This is a genomic window from Pollutimonas subterranea (assembly GCF_002849655.1).
Classification (GTDB): Bacteria; Pseudomonadota; Gammaproteobacteria; order Burkholderiales; family Burkholderiaceae_B; genus Pollutimonas; species Pollutimonas subterranea.
The window spans coordinates 263694-283775 of the sequence record NZ_PDNW01000004.1; the positions used below are offsets into that span (position 1 = coordinate 263694).

The 20082-nt window shown below is 58.6% G+C and carries 18 protein-coding genes and 1 pseudogene; 3 read left to right on the forward strand and 16 right to left on the reverse strand.

From position 1 onward, the window contains the following. Window positions 1-84 precede the first annotated feature (84 nt). Window positions 85-480 carry a cupin domain-containing protein gene (locus CR159_RS07140; RefSeq protein WP_102073306.1) on the forward strand — a complete coding sequence of 132 codons (396 nt, stop codon included), beginning with the start codon at window positions 85-87 and terminating at the stop codon, window positions 478-480. A 60-nt stretch (window positions 481-540) separates the two neighbouring features. Here the strand turns inward: CR159_RS07140 and CR159_RS07145 are convergent, their stop codons facing one another. From CR159_RS07145 to modA, 5 genes are all read right to left on the reverse strand, one after another. Then, entirely contained in the window at window positions 541-957 is a 417-nt protein-coding gene (locus CR159_RS07145; RefSeq protein ID WP_102073307.1) for a type II toxin-antitoxin system VapC family toxin, read from the reverse strand. Then, window positions 954-1202 (reverse strand): type II toxin-antitoxin system Phd/YefM family antitoxin, encoded by a 249-nt coding sequence (locus CR159_RS07150; RefSeq protein WP_102073308.1) that lies wholly within the window; start codon window positions 1200-1202, stop codon window positions 954-956. Before CR159_RS07150 ends, CR159_RS07145 begins: the two co-directional genes overlap by 4 nt. A 68-nt stretch (window positions 1203-1270) precedes the next feature. After that, window positions 1271-2356: a molybdenum ABC transporter ATP-binding protein gene (gene modC, locus CR159_RS07155; protein ID WP_102073309.1), complete on the reverse strand. Its 1086-nt coding sequence runs from the start codon at window positions 2354-2356 to the stop codon at window positions 1271-1273. Continuing rightward, entirely contained in the window at window positions 2353-3042 is a 690-nt protein-coding gene (gene modB, locus CR159_RS07160; protein ID WP_102073375.1) for a molybdate ABC transporter permease subunit, read from the reverse strand. The genes modC and modB overlap by 4 nt, the downstream gene beginning before the upstream one ends. Before the next feature lies 1 nt (window position 3043). Continuing rightward, entirely contained in the window at window positions 3044-3790 is a 747-nt protein-coding gene (gene modA, locus CR159_RS07165; protein ID WP_102073310.1) for a molybdate ABC transporter substrate-binding protein, read from the reverse strand. Between the two features lie 103 nt (window positions 3791-3893). On the opposite strand from modA, the gene CR159_RS07170 reads away from it, so the two are divergent. Then, the gene (locus CR159_RS07170) at window positions 3894-4661 is read left to right on the forward strand and encodes a TOBE domain-containing protein (RefSeq protein ID WP_102073311.1); all 768 of its coding nucleotides are present in this window, start codon (window positions 3894-3896) and stop codon (window positions 4659-4661) included. A gap of 16 nt (window positions 4662-4677) precedes the next feature. Here the strand turns inward: CR159_RS07170 and CR159_RS07175 are convergent, their stop codons facing one another. From CR159_RS07175 to CR159_RS07220, 10 genes and pseudogenes are all read right to left on the reverse strand, one after another. Further along, entirely contained in the window at window positions 4678-5361 is a 684-nt protein-coding gene (locus CR159_RS07175; protein ID WP_102073312.1) for a response regulator, read from the reverse strand. A 36-nt stretch (window positions 5362-5397) separates the two neighbouring features. After that, window positions 5398-7335 (reverse strand): type IV pili methyl-accepting chemotaxis transducer N-terminal domain-containing protein, encoded by a 1938-nt coding sequence (locus CR159_RS07180; protein ID WP_102073313.1) that lies wholly within the window; start codon window positions 7333-7335, stop codon window positions 5398-5400. Between the two features lie 29 nt (window positions 7336-7364). Continuing rightward, window positions 7365-8037: pseudogene (locus CR159_RS07185) on the reverse strand (carbonic anhydrase). 10 nt (window positions 8038-8047) lie between these two features. Beyond that, window positions 8048-8794: a peptidylprolyl isomerase gene (locus tag CR159_RS07190; RefSeq protein ID WP_102073314.1), complete on the reverse strand. Its 747-nt coding sequence runs from the start codon at window positions 8792-8794 to the stop codon at window positions 8048-8050. Between the two features lie 34 nt (window positions 8795-8828). After that, window positions 8829-9512, reverse strand: a complete 684-nt coding sequence (gene narI, locus CR159_RS07195) for a respiratory nitrate reductase subunit gamma (RefSeq protein WP_102073315.1) — start codon at window positions 9510-9512, stop codon at window positions 8829-8831. Window positions 9513-9529: 17 nt separating this feature from the next. After that, entirely contained in the window at window positions 9530-10171 is a 642-nt protein-coding gene (gene narJ, locus CR159_RS07200; RefSeq protein ID WP_102073316.1) for a nitrate reductase molybdenum cofactor assembly chaperone, read from the reverse strand. A 14-nt stretch (window positions 10172-10185) separates the two neighbouring features. Further along, a complete protein-coding gene (gene narH / locus CR159_RS07205) occupies window positions 10186-11757 on the reverse strand; it encodes a nitrate reductase subunit beta (protein WP_102073317.1) in 1572 nt (523 codons plus the stop codon). Next, a complete protein-coding gene (locus CR159_RS07210) occupies window positions 11754-15497 on the reverse strand; it encodes a nitrate reductase subunit alpha (protein WP_102073318.1) in 3744 nt (1247 codons plus the stop codon). Before CR159_RS07210 ends, narH begins: the two co-directional genes overlap by 4 nt. A 160-nt stretch (window positions 15498-15657) precedes the next feature. Continuing rightward, complete coding sequence (locus tag CR159_RS07215; RefSeq protein WP_102073319.1) at window positions 15658-17043, reverse strand: NarK family nitrate/nitrite MFS transporter; 1386 nt, start codon at window positions 17041-17043, stop codon at window positions 15658-15660. 56 nt (window positions 17044-17099) lie between these two features. Then, a complete protein-coding gene (locus CR159_RS07220; protein WP_102073320.1) occupies window positions 17100-18374 on the reverse strand; it encodes an MFS transporter in 1275 nt (424 codons plus the stop codon). Between the two features lie 307 nt (window positions 18375-18681). Here CR159_RS07220 and CR159_RS07225 point away from each other — a divergent pair, with 307 nt between their 5' ends. Next, the gene (locus tag CR159_RS07225; RefSeq protein ID WP_102073321.1) at window positions 18682-19671 is read left to right on the forward strand and encodes a Bug family tripartite tricarboxylate transporter substrate binding protein; all 990 of its coding nucleotides are present in this window, start codon (window positions 18682-18684) and stop codon (window positions 19669-19671) included. Window positions 19672-19686: 15 nt separating this feature from the next. Here the strand turns inward: CR159_RS07225 and CR159_RS07230 are convergent, their stop codons facing one another. Further along, entirely contained in the window at window positions 19687-20058 is a 372-nt protein-coding gene (locus CR159_RS07230) for a tautomerase family protein (RefSeq protein WP_102073322.1), read from the reverse strand. Window positions 20059-20082: the final 24 nt, after the last annotated feature.

The following is a 20082-nucleotide window of genomic DNA, read 5'->3' on the forward strand; positions in this document are numbered from 1 at the left end:
CACAACTGGCTACAGTGGCACGTTGACGTGGCACGTCAGCCTTCTATATCATCGGGCTCTAGTAATTACTTTTGGAGCACCGCCGTGAAAGGATTTGTAGACAACATCGAAAAGCTCACAACGGATAACGACAATTTTCGAAAGGTGCTGTACACAGGCCAGTACATGCAGCTAGTGCTCATGACCCTTAAGCCGGGTGAAGAAATAGGCGCGGAAGTTCACGAAGACCACGATCAGTTCTTCAGGGTCGAAGAAGGCAGCGGCGAAGTCATCATCGACGGCCAAAGCCGCGCCATCAAGGACGACGACGCGGTCATCGTGCCGGCCGGTGCGCGTCATAACGTGGTCAACAACGGCGACCAGCCACTTAAACTCTACACAATCTACGGGCCGCCCGAACACCGCGATGGCGTTGTCCATGCCACCAAGGCGCAAGCCGATGCGTCGGACGAACACTTCGACGGAAAAACGACCGAGTAATTCAACAAGGTTGCAGGAACGTTACAGCTGAAAGGCCGGGCCCCCATGGTGCCCGGCCTTTTAACGTGGCAACCAAGGATTGATAAGCGTAAGACCCAGGCCATCGAAATCCTTGATGTTGCGCGTAACAAGCACCAGGTCATGTTCCAGCGCGGTGGCCGCCAGCAGGCTGTCAATGGCGGGCAATGGGCGCCCTGCCGCTGCCACCATCCGACCCCACCGATCAGCCACGGCAATATTCACAGGTAGAACGCGCCCAATGAAGAAGGCCGTGAGTTCAGTCTCGAGCCAATCCACCAGCAGCTGACGCCGCTCGATATGAGAAACGCCTTCAATCCCTTTCCGGATCTCACCGAACGTCAGGGCACTAAGATACAGCGTCGACGCTGGCCTGGCTGTAAACCATGCGAGTACGTCCGGGTTTGGCGCCTTACGTTTAAGTTCGGAGAGCACATTGGTGTCTACGAGATAGCTCAAAGCTCCACCTCGCGCGTGAGGCTCTTGTCACGCTCAAACTCCAAATCGTCCATCCCATGCATGGGCGAGCGGCGCATGAAGTCGACAAGCGAGCCATCCATCTGAGTCAAGCGATCAAATGTCGCACGGGAAATAACGACCGCCACTGACTTACCATGCGAGGTAATCTCTTGCGGCTGCCCTTGGGCCCGCTTGATCACCTCGGACATTTTTGCTTTCGCTTCCTGTATTTGCCAGCTCTGCATGACGGCACCCCCCTAATCTGACTACTCTGGTCATATTATACGATGTGTGTGACGCTTAATAGGATGCTTCAGGCAACGACCGCAACAGCCTTGACCTGGACCCATATTGGCGCTCCCGACTGCACACCAAGCCCGTCCACCGCCTTCCTGGTGACCCTCGCCAGGATGATCGCGTTTCCGCACTTGATCCTGACGATGTTTTGAGAGGGATGGCTGTCCTGGACGACACACTCGACAATACCGTGCAAGTGGTTCTGTATGCTGCTGCGCTGCGGTTCATCGGTAGTCAGGCTGACATCCCTGGCAAGCACGCGTACCCTGACGCTGGTATTCAGCGGCAAACCGTTATCGCCGGCCCAAAGCCTTCCGCCGTCGAATGTCACACAGAGTAGATTCCAGCGCTCGTCGCGTTCGGTGATACGGGCATTCAGCAATACGCTCACATCGTCGCCCATGGTGATGGGACTATTCGCCGAGGCCAATACTGCCGCCGTTTCTCCCGCCATGCTGACCTTCCCATGATCCATGAGCACAAGGTGATCGGCAAGACGTACGATTTCATCCGCCGAATGCGTGACGTAAAGCATGGGTGTACCCAGTTCATCCCGAATTCTCTCCAACCAGGGCAAAACCTCCTGGCGCCGGGCAACATCCAGTGCGGACAACGGCTCATCCAGCAGAAGCAGGCGGGGCTGGGTGGCCAGCGCGCGAGCGATCGCAACGCGCTGGCGCTCGCCTCCGGACAGTACTTCGGGCCGGCGCGTCATCAGTGCACGAATCCCCAGCAGATCGATTGAATCCTCCAGGCTTTTCCTGGCATCAGGGTTCTTGATACGTTTCAGCCCGTACTCCAGGTTTTCCTTTACATTCAAGTGTTCGAAAAGGCTTGCCTCCTGGAAGACATATCCAAGAGGTCTCTGCCAAGTGGGCTTGAAGATCGCACCATCGCTATCCTGCCAGGTCTCTCCTGCAATACGCACGACGCCATGGCCGGCTCGCTCCAGGCCCGCAACACAGCGCAGCACCGTGGTTTTGCCGGAGCCTGACGGCCCGGACAGCATGGTTATGCCCTGGTCAGGAAAAGAAATATCCACGGACAAGGTAAAGCCGATCCTGGACACTTGCAGCGCGATATGGTTCGAGTGTGCGCTCATGGCATGACCCTGCCAACCCGGCGTTTAAGAAGCGAAAGGCTAAGAAGCACGAAAAACGAGAAAATCACCATGCCGCCGGCCAGCCAGTGCGCCTGCACATACTCCATCGCCTCAACATGGCTATAAATTTCAGTGGACACGACCCTTGTCTTGCCCGGAATATTCCCCCCTATCATCAGCACCACGCCAAACTCCCCCACCGTATGAGCAAAGCTCAGGATAGCGGCGGTAATCAGGCCGGGACGCGCCAACGGCAACGCGATGGTGAAGAACGCAACGATCGGACGCGCGCGCAAGGTCGCGGCGACCTCCATGGGCCGGCGCCCGATCGACTCGAAAGCGTGCTGGATCGGCTGCACCGCGAAGGGCAACGAGAAAAATATGGAGCCGATCAGTAAGCCTGTGAAGGTGAATGACCACAAGCCCAGCCCCATCGCCAGAGTGAGTTGACCCAGCGGACCATTCGGCCCCATTGCCACCAGCAAATAGAAACCGAGTACCGTAGGGGGCAACACCAATGGCAGTGTCACCAACGCGCCGATGGGAGCACGCCAGCGTGATCGAGTCTGCGATAGCCACCACGCCAGGGGCGTCGCAATGATCAACAGCAAAACTGTCGTGAGCGTGGCCAGCTCTATGGTCAACGTAATGGCGCCCCAGGTTTGTTCGTCGAGAGGGAAATCCATGTCAACGCTCATAGCCGAAAGAGCGGATGATGCCTGCTGCCTTTTCGCCGCGCAGGAAGTCCATAAGCGCCTTCGCCGCCGGGTTGCCGTTGCCGCCGGTCAGGAGGACGGCATCCTGCCGGATGGGCGCATGCATTTCGGCGGGCACAATCCATGCGGAACCCTCGGTAACCTTGCCATCGGCGAATACCTGGGATAGTGCGACGAATCCGAGTTGCGCATTTTCTGTCGCCACGAACTGGTAGGTCTGGGCGATGTTCTCGCCTGTCACGATCTTGGGCGTCAGCGCTTCGATCAGCCCGAGTTTGTTGAGCGTTTCAATGGCGGCCGCGCCATACGGCGCAAGCTTGGGATCGGCCAATGCGAGGCGGTCGAATTTTTCGGTGTGCAGGACCTGGCCCTTGGCATCGACCACACCCGGCTGCTTGCTCCAGAGAGCCAGTTTCCCGATCGCATAGGTGAACCGTGTTCCAGCTACGCCCAAACCTTCATTCTCCAGTTTGGCTGGTGTCGCCGCATCGGCGGCCAACAATACCTGAAATGGCGCGCCATTCTTGATCTGGGCGTAAAACTTGCCCGTTGCGCCAAATGAAAGTGCGGCCTTGTGGCCCGTATCCTTCTCAAACTGTGCTGAAATCTCCTTCATGGGAGCCGTGAAATTGGCAGCTACCGCAACGCTTACTTCCGCTGCCTGGATCGACGCGCTGAATGCTAACGTGACCGCCACTATCAAGAATCTTGTTGCCATTTCAGCTCCGCTATTCTATAAACGAATAGCGAATATATCATGCGCTATTCGTTTATAGAATAGCGAACGTGGGCCCCAGATCTATGTTTGAAAAAATCAATGCATGAAAAGTAAACCTGTCCATTTTGCACAAGCCCTGGGTAGCGAGGTCGCGGACAAGAGAATCGACATTCTGCGACGCATCGGTGAGGCCGGCTCGATTTCCGAAGCAGCTCGCGGCGCGGGTGTCAGCTACAAAGCCGCATGGCAAGCGATCGAGACACTGACTAATCTGGCCGGTGCTCCGCTGGTTGAAAAAGTGGTTGGCGGCAGCGGCGGAGGCGGCGCGCAGCTCACCAAGGCGGGACAGCGCTTATTGCATGCCTCTGAACTTCTGGATGCCGCAAGGGGTGAGGTCCTGGCCAGGCTGGGCAGCGATTCCGTCGACGAGACGCCCATGTCTGCAATTGCCTCTCTTGGACTGCGCACCAGCATGCGTAACCAGCTGCCCTGCATCATCAAGGCCATACGCAAGAACGCCCCGTCAATCCAGGTAGAGTTGGAGCTTGGCGATGGCCAGTCCATTTTCTCCAGGATCACGCGCGAAAGCATCGACCTCCTGGGCTTGCTGCCCGGGCAGAGCGTGCTGGCGCTAATGAAAGCAACTGCCGTTCACATCGCAACGACGATAGTCAAGCAAGACGGTTTGAACCTGCTGCACGGAACCGTAGCTCGGACTTCCTCCACATCGACGGGTTCCGAAATCGGGATCGTGCTGCCATCCGGGCTGCAGCTGGTCGGCTTCGCCGCGCCAAAACATGGCCTGAAGCGTGGCAGCCCTGCCATGGCGGCTTTGGACGAGTCCGCGGTTGTGATTGCTGTGACTGGATGAGTGCAAAAGCTGAAACTTACTTGTCGGCCCCCGCGCCAGGCAATGGGGCTTCACCGCGCAACCCATGTCCGACCGCATAAACGGCCACCTGCACCCGGCTGGAAAGGTTCAGCTTCTTCAGGATATTCTGTATGTGTATCTTGACCGTGCTTTCAGCAACGTTCAAATTGCGCGCAATGACCTTGTTGCTTTCGCCCCTGGCCAGGCATTGGACAATCTCGCGCTCGCGAGCCGTCAGCCGGGCACGCTCCGCGTCGGCGGACGAATCTGACGGCGTATGCGAGCGAAACTGGGCCACCAGCTTGGCGGTCATGCTTTCAGTGATGACCGCCTCTCCAGCGGCCACCCGACGTATCGCCGCCGTGAGTGCATCGGCATCAATATTCTTCAGCAAATAGCCGGCGGCGCCATCGCGCAGCGCCTGACCAAGTTCTTCGGCCTCTTCGGAAACCGTCAGGATCAGCACGGCGCAATCAGGCACATCCTGCACCAGGAGTTGTAAGGTTTCCAGACCCGACAACCCCGGCATATTGAGATCGAGCAGGATCACGTCTGGCATGAGGGCCTTGGCGCGCTTGATGCCCTCCAGCCCGTCCGCGGCTTCACCGACCATGTCGAAATCAGGCTGGCGTTGCAACAGCAAGCGTACGCCCGAACGGAACAGGCTGTGATCGTCAATGAGGAGGATGCGAATAGCCATGGGATTGGTCGCTAGAAAGAGGAAATGATCGTCCGGTCACGCTGCCTGCCGCGCACTCGCTGGTAACAAAAGAGTAACAGAAGCGCCGCCACCAGGCCTGGCCTGCAACTCCAGGGATGCCTGCATGCGTTGCGCACGCTCGTGCATGATGCGCCGTCCGAAGTGTTCATCTGTGCGGCTGGCCACCTCTTCCGGATCGTAGCCCACCCCATCGTCGGATACATACAGCCGGAAATCATGCCGGTTCTCGATCTTTATCTCCACCCTGCTGGCGTGTGAGTGCTTGCGCACATTGGACAGTGCCTCCTGCAAAATGAACAGCACCTGCAACTGCTGCTCGGGCGGCAGCGGCGCGCCGGCCAGGCCATCCGTTATCAACATCATTTCAATGCCGCTTTGGCGCCTGAAGCGTGAAACCGTGGCTTCGACCGCGCTCAGTAAATCGCCCTGCCCCAGGCGGCTGCGGAAGTTGCCCAACAACTCGCGCACATCCTGATAGCTCTCGTCTACGCCGGCGCGCAACAGCGGCACCAGCCCATTGATCTCGGCCAGATCGCTGCGCGCAGCCGCCTGATCAAGCAGCTGCAGCTGCAGGTTCAGGAAATTCAGGCTTTGGGCGATGCTGTCATGCAGGCCCTGAGCCATCAAGCTGCGCTCTTGCACCATGGCCAATTGACGCGCCTGCGCGCTTAAACGGCGGTTCTCCAGGGCGACGCCAAGGTGCTGCCCAAGTGTTTCCAACAAATGCCGCTCGTCGGCGCTGAACGCCAGCTTATGGACAAAGTGCAAAGAATAGGAACCCAGCACTTCTTTTTGGGCCTGAATGCGAAATACCGCCAAGCCGCGAAACCCTTCTTCGGAGCACTGGAATTGGTCCGGAACCGGGATGTTGTGCACATCCTGAATAAACAGCCCGCCACTGCGCGTGGCGGCGCCACAAAAACAGCCGTCAGCCTTCATGCAATGCTCAGCACGGCCATGGGCATCCGACAGGCCGCGCGACACCACCATATTCAGGTTCTCGCCCGTAGGATCCAGTGTGCGAATGGTTCCCCCGCCTGCATTGAACTGCCGCATGACCCGGTCAAGAAATCCGCGGCACATTTCTTCGATCTCGTTAGGCTGGTTCAAGAATGCCGCCATGTCGTAGAGGGCCCCCAGCTCCCGGTTCTGTGCCGCAAGCTGCGCCGTTTTCTCCACGACCCGTGCTTCAAGATCGCCGTACAAGCCCTCGAGTTCATCAGCCATCTTGTTGAATCCTGTCGCCAGCGCGCCAAACTCGTCGTGAGTATCGACGGGCAGCCTCACGCGGAACTCGCGAGCTGCCATGCGACGCAGGCCCTCGCCAAGACGCAGCACCGGAAAGATGATCCACAGGTACAACAGGTAGATCATGGTCAGCGTACCGATGCAGGCGATCACGATAAGTACGCTCTGCGATAAACGCAGCAACGATGTCTTGCTGGAGCTATCGGCCTCTATCATACGCACCAGCTTATCGGCCTGGAACACAAACTCCGGCAGCACCCGTAGATAGGCATCGCTGCCGGCGCCCTCGATGGCTTTCAGGGCCGTCGGCGTCATGTCCTGGCGCCAGATACGCAGCACCTCATCCATTTGTGCAAGCACCGCTGGATCAGCCGGAAGGAATAATGGCCGTGCCGGATTTCCGCGCGCCAGTTGCGCCAGGATACCGTCCTGAATAGTGATTTGATCGCGTGCGCGCTGGGCGTGCACCCCACCGGGCAGAACGTGCATCTTGGCCAGTTCCACGGCAACCAGATTGGCCCGCATGCGCAGGCTGCCCGCATCGTTGATGGCGCCGCCGGCGCCTTCCAGTTGCCAGGACAGCCATAGCGTCCACACTATCATGGACAGCACGACGACCAGCGCCACCACCGAGCTGGCGATGATACGGGTGGAGAGCCGGTCGCGCACTGCTGGCCGTTCGGATAGCGGTATGGTCTCGTTCATAACAGCGGTATTAAAGCACTGTCCAGTGCTCAGGCAACCCTATGCCCCTTCAGCTCGGAGATAAAGGGACATACCAGCGGCAGAAAGGCATCCGCGCGCGATGAATAAGCCAGCAGCGTCCCCGCGTCCATGTCGAAATACCAGCCGTGCAATGAAATCGCCATGTGGTCCAGGCGCTGGCGCACACAGGAAAAGCTTTCGAGGTTCTTCAGCGATACAAGAATGGACGCCAGTTCGCAGGCGCGCCTTTGCTGGCGGATATCCGCTAGCGGCAACTGCTGCATGACCTGCGCGCGCCGGTGCGGCAATACTTAACCAGCGCCCTATCACCCCCGCCTCGTCATCAGTCGAAAATTCCTGTTCGACCAGCGCCCGAATACCGCCGCACTGGCTATGTCCAAGCACAATGATGCGGCCGACCTGCAATTGTTCCACCGCAAATTGTATGGCGGCCAGCACGCCTTGATGCGCCGCTCCACCGCCATAAGGCGGCACAAGGTTGGCAACGTTGCGCACGGTGAAAATATCGCCGGGGTCGCAGCCCAGCAGCAAGGCGGGATCCACACGGGAATCGCAGCAGCCGATCAGCAAGGTCCGGGGCTGCTGCCCGTCGCGAAGTACCTTGTACAAGGATGGCTGCTGATGAAAGTAGCGTGCCTGGAATTTCTTGAAGCCATCGATAAAGCGCTCAATATCGTGCATATACGGTTACTCATTGCACCAGAAGACTATCGGTGCCTTCCATCTCTATGCCTTCGATGCGGGCACGACCCACCAGCAGCTTTATATATTGCTTCCAGGCCGTATCGCGGCTGGCCGCCGCCAAGGCATGGGCAATGCTTGCCGCCACCGCTACGTAGGGTTGCAGCCGGCCCTCGATACGGCGATTCACCTTGACGATATGCAGGCCATAACGGGTTTCGAGCAGGCGTGGCAGCAGCCCTGGCGCTTGCATGGCGAATATGGCGCGCTCGAATTCGGGCGCCGTATCGCCACGCGCCACTTGGCCAAGACTGCCGCCGACAGCGCCGGACGGACAATTGGACAAGGTACGCGCCTGTTCGGCGAAGGTGGAAGGATCGGCCATGAGCGTCGTCAGGGTGTCTTGCGCCAGGCTGCGTAGCGCAACCAGGTCGACGTGCGGCGTTACCTGGAACAGGATGTGATCCGCCTCCAGTAGCTGGCCCACCGTGAATCGGTCCTGATGCTGCTCGTAGTAACGCCGGCAGGTCTGATCGTCGGGCGTTGGCACCTGTACTTCTTTTTCAAGCAAGGCCTCTATCGTCGCCTCGTGGTCGGGGCCGATAATTTCCAGCCTGGCCGCCTCGTCGAGTAAGATCCGGCGCAACACCAGGGCGGTCATCGCGCGCTGGACCGGGTTCTCGGCCTCTGCATGCAATGGTAATTCCTCTGCCATCTCGGCATCCGTCAATTCAACATCATTCACTATTACAGCCATGCTGGACCCCACAACAATACAGTGCAAGAAAAGGCTAGCGGGAACGCACGAGCTGCCAGGCGCGGCCCAGGTAGCCTACCGAGGCAAAGCCGCTCCAGACGTGCACCAGGCGGGTGAATGGAAAGATCAGGAACAGCGTGATACCCATGAACAGATGCGCCTTGAACAGGACCGGGGCATCTGCCACATAGCCGGCGGCATCGCCACGGAAGGTGACAATATGCTGGGCCCAGTTCATGAGTTGCACCATCATGCCCCCGTCCATGTGGCCAGCCGATACGGCGATCGTTGACAAGCCCAGCAGCAAGGTGGCCAGTATCCAGGCCAACAGGATTTTGTCGCCGGTGCCGGTACGCGCGGCAATACGCGGGTCGATCAGGCGCCGATGCAGCAAGATCAGCAAGCCGGCCAGGCACACCGCGCCCATGACGCCACCCGCCGCCATCGCGACAGCCTGCTTGAGGCTGTGTGAAACACCCAGTGTGTCCCAGACGATTCCCGGTGTCAGCAGGCCAACCAGGTGTCCGAAGAACAGGCCAATGATGCCGATGTGGAAAAGAATGTTCCCCAAACGCAGATTGCCGCGATACAGCAATTGCGAGCTGTCGCTTTTCCAGGTGTATTGCTCTCGTTCAAATCTCAGCAAGCTGCCCAGCAGGAATATCGACAGGGCTATGTATGGATAAATACCAAAAATGAATTGATGAAGCGTGTTCATATTGCTTTCCTTGATGATCAGCCGGCTGCGGCGCGGGGATAAAATCGCAGGGTGTGCTCGCCCATGGCCGGCTTCCGTAGTAAAGGCTCGACCCCATCGGTGCCAACGCCGAAGGTCTCCATGGCTTCGTCCATATCGCGCACCGGCGGTTCGGCCTGCGCTCGCGGCTCGACACTGGTCAAGCTGCGCAACACCACGAAAACCGCTGCATACGGACTGTCGTTGCGTCCCAGCCGGTCGCCGATCGCTGCCAGCACATGAATGGCTTCGTCCAGCAACGCCTCGGCGGCGTCTGTCTCGAGCAAGCTCAAGTACTCCAGGAATAGCGGCACGTGATCGGGCAGTTCCGCCTCCTTGGGTTCGAAGCCGCCACGGCGATATTCATCCAGAAGGTCAACCATTGCCTGCCCGCGATCACGGCTTTCGCCATGCACGTGCTCGAACAAATGCAGGGAGTGAGCGGGATTGCGATCAAAGGTGGCCACATAGTTTTCCTGGGCGGCGATAAGATCGCCGGCACCCAGAAATTCGGTCAGGGGTTCAAGCGACCGGGCCGCTTCGGGCCAAGCGGCCAGCGCTTGCTCGATTTCCGGCAAGGCATCGACCATATCCTGCTGGGGGTAATCCAGCAGTGCGGAAAGTATCCGGTAAAGACGCATCATCAACTCCTGATTTACCTGGCGACCACAGTCGGTTTCTTGCGCGACTTGGGCATTTCAATAAAGATCTTGCTACCTTCGGGCTTCCGGCCAAAAAGGCCGGTCTCGGACACGCCGCCGGAGCATCCATTGCCGAAGGTGAAACCGCAGCTGCCCTTTTCATTGAAGCTGTCTTCCACCATTTCCTTGTGGCTGGAAGGGACCACGAACCGGTCTTCGTAGTTCGCGATAGCCATGATCTGGTACATATCTTCGACGGTTGCGGCATCAAGCCCGACCGATTCCAGCACCGCGGTGTCGGTTTCACCGTGCACCGTCTCGGACCGCTTATAGGCCCGCATGGCCAGCATGCGCTTGAGGGCATGCACCACAGGCGCCTCCTTGCCCGCGGTCAGCAAGTTGGCCAAGTAGCGCACGGGTATGCGCAGGCTTTCCACATCGGGAATCACGCCGTTGGTGCCAAACGTGGTGTGCGGCATACGGCCTGCTTCAGCTGCCGACTGTATAGGCGATAGCGGCGGGATATACCAAACCATGGGCAAGGTGCGGTATTCAGGGTGCAGCGGAAATGCCACCTTCCATTCGCACGCCATCTTGTAGACCGGTGATTTACGCGCGGCGGCCAGCCAGGTTTCAGGAATGCCCTGCTTTCGCGCTTCGGCGATCACTTCGGGCGAGTGCGGGTCGAGAAAGACGCTTAACTGCTCTTCGTACAAGTCCTGCTCGTTGGGTGTGGACGCCGCACGCTCGATCTGGTCGGCGTCGTACAGCATGACGCCCAGGTAGCGGATACGGCCCACGCAGGTTTCGGAACATACCGTAGGCTGGCCGGCCTCGATACGCGGATAACAGAAGGTGCATTTTTCGGCCTTGCCGCTTTCCCAGTTGTAATAGATCTTCTTGTACGGGCATCCGGAAATACACATGCGCCAGCCCCGGCATTTGTCCTGATCCACCAGGACGATGCCGTCGTCTTCGCGCTTGTAGATGGAACCCGAAGGGCAACTGGCCACGCAAGTCGGGTTCAGGCAGTGCTCGCACAACCGGGGCAGGTACATCATGAAGGTGTTCTCGAAGGTGGAATACATTTCCTTCTGCACGCCTTCAAACAGGGCGTCCTTGCTGCGCGCGCTGAATTCGCCGCCCAGGTCGTCCTCCCAGTTGGGACCCCACTCTATTTTCTCCATCTTCTTGCCGGTCAGCACAGAGATCGGACGCGCGGTGGGAGGCGTCTGGCTTAGCGGCGCATTCTGCAGGTGTTCGTAATCGTAGGTGAACGGTTCGTAGTAGTCGTCGATTTGCGGCAGATTGGGATTGGCAAACAGATTGGCCAATATGCGCAGTTTGCCGCCCTGGCGGGGCTGCAGCTTGCCCGCGCTGGTGCGCGTCCAGCCACCATTCCACTTCGCCTGGTTTTCCCATTCTTTCGGGTAGCCGATGCCGGGCTTTGTTTCTACATTATTGAACCAGGCGTATTCAACGCCGTCGCGGCTGGTCCAGACATTCTTGCAGGTAACCGAACAGGTATGGCAGCCTATGCATTTATCCAGGTTCAGCACCATGCCGATTTGCGCACGGATTCTCATTTTACGGCTCCTTCGTTCGTCGCTTCCTGTTCGAGCGGGCCTTCCAGCCAGTCGATTTTCGTCATTTTTCGCAGCACCACGAATTCGTCGCGATTACTGCCCACCGTGCCGTAGTAGTTAAAGCCGTAGGCCTGCTGGGCATACCCGCCTATCATGTGGGTCGGCTTGAGCACCGCCCGGGTCACCGAGTTATGGATGCCGCCGCGTTTGCCGCTGGTTTGTGCGCCAGGCACGTTCACGATCTTTTCCTGGGCGTGGTACATCAGGCACATGCCCACCGGCACCCGCTGGCTGACCACCAACCGGGCCGTCACCACGCCATTGATGTTGAAGACTTCCACCCAGTCGTTGTCGACCAGCCCCGCCTGTTTAGCTTCGGTCTCGGAGATCCACACATGCGGCCCGCCGCGGCTGAGCGTCAGCATGCGAAGATTGTCGGAATAGGTGCTGTGTATGCCCCATTTCTGGTGCGGCGTAATCCAGTTGAGGACCAGTTCGTGTTCACCATTGGAGTAGCGGTTCAGCATGGGCTTTACCGTCTTGGTGTCCACCGCCGGCTTGTAGACACAAAAGCCCTCGCCAAAATCGAGCATCCAGCGGTGGTCCTGGTAGAACTGCTGGCGGCCGGTAAGGGTGCGCCATGGAATCAGTTCATGCACATTGGTGTACCCGGCGTTATAGCTGACCTCTTCGCTTTCCACGCCGGACCAGGTCGGCGAAGAAATAATCTTGCGCGGCTGCGCCTGAATATCGCGGAAACGGATCTTGTCGTGCTCGCGGCCCAGGGCCAGATGATCATGATCGCGCCCGGTAATTTTAGATAGCGCCCGCCACGCCTTGAGCGACACGTGGCCATTGGTTTCTGGAGCGAAGGTCAATATCATTTCCGCCGCATCAATGGCGGTGTCCAGCCGTGGGCGGCCTTGACTGACACCGGGTTCGAGCACCCGCTTATTGATGCCGCCCAGTTCCTTCACCTCGTGCTCGGTATTCCAATTGATGCCTTTGCCCCCGTTACCCAGCTTGTCGAGCAAGGGGCCGACCGAGGTGAACTTGCGGTAAATATCGCGATAGTCGCGCTGGACCACCGTCATGGACGGCGCGGTCTTGCCGGGAATCAGTTCACATTCGCCATGCTTCCAGTCTTTCGGTTCAAACGGCTGGCCGAGTTCGCCGGGCGTGTCGTGCATGAGCGGAGTAAGGACGATATCTTTGCGCACGCCCAAATGAGGGCCGCCAATTTCACTGAACTTCTGTGCCAGGAGCTTGTAGATTTCCCAGTCGGTCTTGCTTTCCCACAAGGGCTGCACCGCCTCGCTGAGCGGGTGTATGAAAGGATGCATGTCGGACGTATTCAAGTCGTCCTTTTCATACCAGGTTGCCGTGGGCAACACAATGTCGCCATACAGGCAGGTGGTGCTCATGCGGAAATCCAGGACCGTCAGCAGATCGAGCTTGCCTTCGCCGGCCTCTTTCCGGAACCGGACCTCGGACGGCTTGATGGCGTCGTTTTCATCGCTGAACACGGCATTTTGAGTACCCAGCAGATACTTCAGCAGGTATTCGTGTCCCTTGCCGCTGGAGCCCAGCAAGTTGGATCGCCATACGAATAGATTGCGAGGAAAGTTGGCCGGATTATCGGGATCATCGCAGCTCATGTTGAGCTTGCCGCTTTTCAGGCCGTCCACGGTGTAGGTGATCGGATCGACGCCTTGCGCTTCCGCCTGCGCGACTATGTCCAGCGGGTTGGTTTCAAGCTGCGGCGCCGAGGGCAGCCAGCCCATGCGTTCCGATTTTGCATTCAGGTCGATCAGGCTGAGCTTTTCATAGCTGGCATGGTTGCCGGTTGGCGCCAGGACCTCATTGACTGCCAACTGCTCATGCCGCCATTGATTGCTGTGTGCGTAGAAAAACGAGGTACCGTTCATTTGACGGGGCGGACGCGACCAGTCCAGCCCAAATGCCAGGGGCGCCCAGCCTGTTTGGGGACGCAGTTTTTCCTGGCCCACATAATGCGCCCAGCCACCGCCGCTTTGGCCCACGCAACCGCACATGACCAGCATATTGATAATGCCGCGATACGCCATGTCCATGTGATACCAGTGATTCAGGCCGGCCCCCACAATGACCATGGACTTTCCATGCGTGTCGTGGGCGTTCTGCGCAAATTCACGCGCCACCTGAATGACCCGCTCACGCGGCACAGTGGTGTGCTTTTCCTGCCAGGCGGGCGTATAAGGTACGTCGTCATCGTAATCGGCAGCCACATTGGGGCCGCCCAAGCCGGCATCCACCCCATAGTTCGCCATCTGGAGGTCATAGACCGTGGCGACAAGGGCGGTGGCGCCATCGGCCAGCGACAGCTTCCTGACTGGAACACGACGAAGCAGGACATCGTCGTGCTCGCCGCCAAAATAGGGAAAGGCGACGTCAGCGACGGCATCGTAAGCGTTCGCGAGGCTAAGCCGCGGCACGATCGCTTGGCCGTTGGCCGCATCCTTGAGCTCAAGATTCCAGCGCCCTGCCTTGCCACCCGACTCGGCACTCTCTTCGCCCCAACGCAAGCCGATGGAACCGTTAGGGACGACCAGTTCGCCCGTAAGCTCGTCGATCAGCAGTGTTTTCCATTCGGGGTTGTTGTCCTGGCCCAGCGCGTTATCCAGGTTCGAAGCCCGCAGGAAATGATCCGGCACCAGCTTGCCGTCGCGCTCCTTGAGCATGACCAGCAGCGGCATGTCCGTGTACTGCCGGGCGTAATCGCGGAAGTAATCCGACTTGCCCGACAGGTGGAATTCCTTGAGGATGACATGGCCCATCGCCATTGCCAACGCGGCGTCCGTGCCCTGCTTGGGAGCCAGCCAGATATCGCCAAACTTGACCATTTCGCCGAAATCGCTGGATACGGCAACGGTCTTTGTGCCCTTGTAGCGAACCTCGGTGTAAAAATGCGCATCCGGCGTGCGCGTTTGGGGCACGTTCGAGCCCCAAACCATCAGATAGGTCGAGTTGTACCAGTCAGCCGACTCGGCAACGTCGGTCTGCTCACCCCACACCTGCGGGCTGGCCGGCGGCAGGTCGCAATACCAATCGTAGAAGCTCAGGCACACGCCGCCGATCAGGCTAAGGTAGCGCGAGCCGGCGGCATAACTGACCATGCTCATGGCCGGAATGGGGGAAAAGCCTATGACACGGTCGGGGCCGAACTTGCCGATGGTGTAGGCATTGGCAGCGGCGATGATCTCCATCGACGTGTCCCAGTCGGCACGCACGAAGCCGCCCAGGCCGCGCACCGATTTGTAGTGGCGCGCCTTCGCCGGATCCTGGCTGATTGATTCCCAGGCGCTGATGGGGTCCATGGTTTTACGGGCCTCGCGCCACATTTTCATGAGACGCCCTCGCATCATCGGGTACTTGACGCGCTGCGCCGAATACACGTACCAGCTATACGAAGCACCGCGCGGGCAGCCGCGAGGCTCGTGATTGGGAAGATCGGGCCGGGTGCGCGGGTAGTCGGTTTGCTGCGTTTCCCAGGTGATAAGGCCATTCTTGACGTAGATCTTCCAGGAACAGGACCCGGTGCAGTTCACGCCGTGCGTCGAACGCACCACCTTGTCATGCTGCCAACGGCTGCGGTAGGCGTTTTCCCATTGGCGGTCTTCGTTGACAACTTCACCATGTCCTTCAGAAAAGGTGGATACGACGCGCGACATGAATTTCAGTCGGTCGAGGAAGTGGCTCATTCATTTCTCCATACTGCCGAAGAGCTCGGCGCTGTGGCGTTTGTGTATACAAGTACTTTAAAGACCGACTGCGATACCGGCTATTCATCTCTATGAGAAGAAGGCGACGGCAGTGGTAGTAGTCGATCTAGTTCGGATGGACTAGTTCTTCACCGTGGGCTCAACATGGCATCGCGGCATTTTTGCGGGCGTAGAACCACCAGGTAATGCCCACGCAGCTCATGTAGAACACAATAAAGAACAGCAGCGCGGCAGACGCACCGCCTGTCAGCTCGATAGACGTACCGAAGCTACGGGGAACGAAGAAACCGCCATAGGCCCCGATCGCGCCGGAGAACCCGAGCACGGCGGCGGACTCTTTGCTGGCGTCGACCACGGCTTGCCGCTCCGCCTTCACGCCCTTGCCCGCGGCCTTACGCTGGCGCTCTGTCAGGAAGATGACGGGGATCATGCGGAATGTAGAGCCATTGCCTATACCTGTCAGCGCGAACAGCACAATGAACAAGCCCAGGAAGCCGGTGAAACTGCCCACCTGACCCTCTGCGGGAATAAACGCCAAGACACCAAGGACGGCGGCAATCATGCCGATAAAGGTGTATAGCGTGACCCGTGCGCCGCCCAGCTTGTCGGACACCCAACCACCGAATGGCCGCGTCAGCGAACCGACCAGGGGCCCGAGAAAGGCGTAAGTCATGGGGTTCACCTCGGGAAACAGCGTCTTGGTCAACATGGCGAACCCGGCGGAGAACCCAATAAACGAACCAAACGTGCCAACATACAGCCAGCACATCAACCAATTGTGTTTGCGCTTGAAAATGATCGCCTGATCAGCAAATGAAGCCCGTGCATCCGCAATGTCGTTCATGCCGAACCATGCCGCCACCGATGCCACGATGATTATCGGCACCCAGATGAAGCCCGCGTTCTGCAGCCACAGATTGCGCTCCACGCCGTCAGCCATATACTGCTGGGGCTCGCCCCCAAAGGCACCAAACAAGCCTATCGATATCACCAGCGGCACAACGAATTGCACGACCGATACTCCCAGGTTGCCCACGCCGGCATTCAAGCCGGTCGCCAAGCCCTTCTTTGACTTGGGAAAAAAGAAACTGATGTTCGCCATGCTCGAGCTGAAATTGCCGCCGCCCAGGCCGCACAACAGGGCCAAGGCCAACAGCGTGGGGTAAGAGGTGGTGGGATCGCGCAATGCAAGGCCCATACCCAGGGCGGGTATCAGCAATGTTGCCGTAGAGATCGCTGTCCAGCGGCGCCCGCCAAAAATCGGCACGAGGAATGAATAAAAAATCCGCAAGGTGGCGCCGGACAAGGCCGGCAAGGCGGTCAGCCAGAACAACTGGTTTTTCGAGAACTGGAAACCTGCGCGATCCAGGTTCACCACCACGACGCTCCATAACATCCAGATGCTGAACGCCAGCATCAAGGCGGGAATCGATATCCAGAGGTTACGGTTCGCGACCCGCGATCCGGTGTCCTTCCAGAACGCCGCGTTCTCGGGCTCCCAACGGGTCAAAACTTGACTGGTCATGTCTACGCTCACTGAAAAATATACGAGGGCCGGTCGCCATGTAGCGACCGGTGAAATCAGGCGGCACTGCCTACTGCGGCAGTGGCGGCGCGCTTGCGCTGGGCGGGACGGAAACTGAAGTGCATCCACACCAACGACACGCAAACCGTGCCGTACAGCAACATGAAGCAACTGGAACGGACCCCGGTCAGATCCAGCAGGAAGCCAAACATGATGGGCAGTACGAAGCCCCCCAGCCCGCCGGCCAGGCCGACCACGCCGGAGACGGCGCCGATGTTGTCGTCGAAATCGTCGGAAATGAACTTGAATACCGAGGCTTTGCCGATCGCCGTGGCGATGCCCACCACAAACATCAGCACGGTGAACAGGGTTGAATTGAGCGCTATATGGAATGTCTGCGGGCCGCTGGCGGTCTGGATAGTGAACTCAGTCTGGGGATAACTGAGGATGAAAAATGCCACCCAGCACACCCACATCACCCACCAAGTGGTCTTGTACGCACCATAGCGATCGGAGAGCCATCCACCCGCGGCACGCAACACACCGCCAGGCAACGAGAAGCAGGCGGCCAGGAATGCCGCGACCTGTATGTCGAAGCCATACTCGCCGATGTAGTACTTGGTCATCCACAGCGCCAGGGCCACATAGCCGCCGAACACGACCGAGTAATACTGGCAATAGCGCCATACCCGTGGATCCTTGAGAACCTTCATCTGTTTCTTGAACCCGACGCTCTTGCCCGTGTTGTGCGACGGGTCGGACGCGGAGAACACCCAGAACAACAAGGCCGTCACCAACAAGGCCACTGCATAGACTTTCGGAACCACCGTCCACGCGCCGCCCGCAGCGATAATCAGCGCCGGAGCAACAAACTTGGTTATGGCCGAGCCCGAATTGCCGGCCCCGAACACGCCCATGGCAAAGCCTTGCTTATTGCGCGGAAACCAGCGCGCCACATAAGGCGTCCCGACCGAGAATGATCCGCCGACCAAGCCTACGAAAAGCGCCAGCACGAGGAAATGCCAGTAGGCGGTGGCGTAGGCCATCAGCCATATCGGCACGACGGCAACCAGCATGGTCAGGAAAAACACAATGCGCCCGCCGTAGCGGTCGGTCCAGATTCCCAGCGGAACCCGCACCAGCGAGCCGGTCAACACTGGCATGGCCGCCAGCAAACCAAATTCGGTTTCAGACAAATCAAGTTGCGCTTTGATTGGGATGCCGAGTACGGCAAACATCATCCACACCGCAAAGCAAACGGTGAAGGCGAAGGTGCTGGAAATGAGGACGGAAGTTGCTTTGCCGGAACCGGCGCTGGGGGAGCTGCTCATGGTCTTTCGCTGCCTTTCTGATCGAGTGATCGTTACAGGCTCAAGCTTAGGGAGCTGGCTCTCTACGGACTATTCCCCACTAGAACAGCATGGGGACTGCAATGTGACTAGTTATTCAAGACCACTGTCGTTGACATACTAATATATTAGTGTTTCAATTTATCGGCTGATCGACTTGCACCGCCCGGGCTTTCGAGTGTCGGCCGGAATGGGTGAGGATCGTAAACGGGGTAGGCGCCGGACCCGACCGGTAGCCAGCTTGGCCATACATACAGCAAGATAAATACAATCAAGGAGAGACAAAACCATGAAGACTCAACGCCGTATAGTGCTCAACACCTTATTGGCCGGCAGTTTGCTCGGCATCGTGGCTGTGCCCGCGCAGGCCGCCGACTGGCCGGCGGCAAAGCCGATTTCCTATGTGGTTCCTTTCACCGTCGGCGGTTCGACTGACGTGGTTGGGCGCATGCTGGCCAGGAAGCTGGCGGAACGCCTGAACCAGAATGTAATCGTGGAGAACAAGCCCGGCGCGGCCGGTGCCATCGGCGCCGGCTATGTTGCCAGTGCGGCACCCGACGGCTACACCCTGTTTGGCGGCACCATCAGCACGCATGCCATCAATGCCAGCCTGTACAAGAACCTCAAGTACGATCCCGTCAAGGATTTCGAGCCTGTATCGCTGATTGCCTATCTCCCCAATGTGCTGCTGGTGGATCCCAACCTGGGCGTGAATACGGTCGGGGAACTGATCGAATTGCTGAAACGCAGTCCGGACAAGCGCACCTTCGCATCGTCGGGTGCGGGTACCTCTACCCATCTGACCGGCGAGCTGTTCGCCAACGCGATCGGCGTGCCGTTGACCCACGTGCCGTACAAGGGTACGCCACCGGCCATGGTCGATGTGTCGTCGGGCCAAGTCACGTTCATGTTCGACCAAATGACAGCGGCCCTGCCGCTGCTGCAGGCCGGCAAGTTGAAGCTGCTTGCCGTCACCACCAAGGATCGTATCGCGCTGTCGCCAAAGACCCCCACCATGGAAGAAGCCGGCGTGGCCGGCTTCAATGTGGCATCTTGGCAAGCCGTTTATGCACCCAAGGGTACGCCCAAGCCCATCCTGGATCGTCTGGCCCAGGAGCTGGCCGTGATCGTAAAAGATCCAGAAGTGCAGGAGCAGTTGGGCAAGACCATGGGGATGCAATTGGTAGGCAGCACGCCCGAGGGATTACGCGACTTGATGGCCCTGGAAATCCCGCGCTGGGCCGAGGTGGTGGAGAAGTCCGGGGCCAGCATTAACTGAGCGGATTATCTTGGATCAACGGCCGAGCGCTTTTGCGCTCTTGCCGCCAATGCCAACATTGATCTTTGGCATGTCATGCAGTAACACGCGGACGCTTTCCCCGAACACACCCAAGCTTTCCGCAGTCGCTTTGGTCAAGCCGTCGATAAGGTCCGCCTTTTGCAACTCGGTACGCCCCTCCATCATGAATACCTCAATAATGGTGAGTGGAGCGTCGATCACGCCGGCAACTCCCGATGCCCCAGGCGGCAACTCCTCGAGCATCACGCGGATGGTGGGCAAGGGCATGCCCAACGTCTTGGCGATCGCATCCGTGTAGGCACCGATAAGCACGGCTTTTTGTTCTCGAGTATGGCCACTTTGAATGTGTGCCTTCATCATTGGCATAGCTAAAGCTCCTGAAAAATTTGC

Bases quoted from the DNA above. Each gene is read 5' to 3' on its own strand.
- CR159_RS07150 (WP_102073308.1), bottom strand. From the start codon at position 1,202: ATGCAGAGCTGGCAAATACAGGAAGCGAAAGCAAAAATGTCCGAGGTG.
- modC (WP_102073309.1), bottom strand. From the start codon at position 2,356: ATGAGCGCACACTCGAACCATATCGCGCTGCAAGTGTCCAGGATCGGC.
- modB (WP_102073375.1), bottom strand. From the start codon at position 3,042: ATGGATTTCCCTCTCGACGAACAAACCTGGGGCGCCATTACGTTGACC.
- modA (WP_102073310.1), bottom strand. From the start codon at position 3,790: ATGGCAACAAGATTCTTGATAGTGGCGGTCACGTTAGCATTCAGCGCG.
- CR159_RS07170 (WP_102073311.1), top strand. From the start codon at position 3,894: ATGAAAAGTAAACCTGTCCATTTTGCACAAGCCCTGGGTAGCGAGGTC.
- CR159_RS07175 (WP_102073312.1), bottom strand. From the start codon at position 5,361: ATGGCTATTCGCATCCTCCTCATTGACGATCACAGCCTGTTCCGTTCG.
- CR159_RS07180 (WP_102073313.1), bottom strand. From the start codon at position 7,335: ATGAACGAGACCATACCGCTATCCGAACGGCCAGCAGTGCGCGACCGG.
- CR159_RS07190 (WP_102073314.1), bottom strand. From the start codon at position 8,794: ATGGCTGTAATAGTGAATGATGTTGAATTGACGGATGCCGAGATGGCA.
- narI (WP_102073315.1), bottom strand. From the start codon at position 9,512: ATGAACACGCTTCATCAATTCATTTTTGGTATTTATCCATACATAGCC.
- narJ (WP_102073316.1), bottom strand. From the start codon at position 10,171: ATGCGTCTTTACCGGATACTTTCCGCACTGCTGGATTACCCCCAGCAG.
- narH (WP_102073317.1), bottom strand. From the start codon at position 11,757: ATGAGAATCCGTGCGCAAATCGGCATGGTGCTGAACCTGGATAAATGC.
- CR159_RS07210 (WP_102073318.1), bottom strand. From the start codon at position 15,497: ATGAGCCACTTCCTCGACCGACTGAAATTCATGTCGCGCGTCGTATCC.
- CR159_RS07215 (WP_102073319.1), bottom strand. From the start codon at position 17,043: ATGACCAGTCAAGTTTTGACCCGTTGGGAGCCCGAGAACGCGGCGTTC.
- CR159_RS07220 (WP_102073320.1), bottom strand. From the start codon at position 18,374: ATGAGCAGCTCCCCCAGCGCCGGTTCCGGCAAAGCAACTTCCGTCCTC.
- CR159_RS07225 (WP_102073321.1), top strand. From the start codon at position 18,682: ATGAAGACTCAACGCCGTATAGTGCTCAACACCTTATTGGCCGGCAGT.
- CR159_RS07230 (WP_102073322.1), bottom strand. From the start codon at position 20,058: ATGCCAATGATGAAGGCACACATTCAAAGTGGCCATACTCGAGAACAA.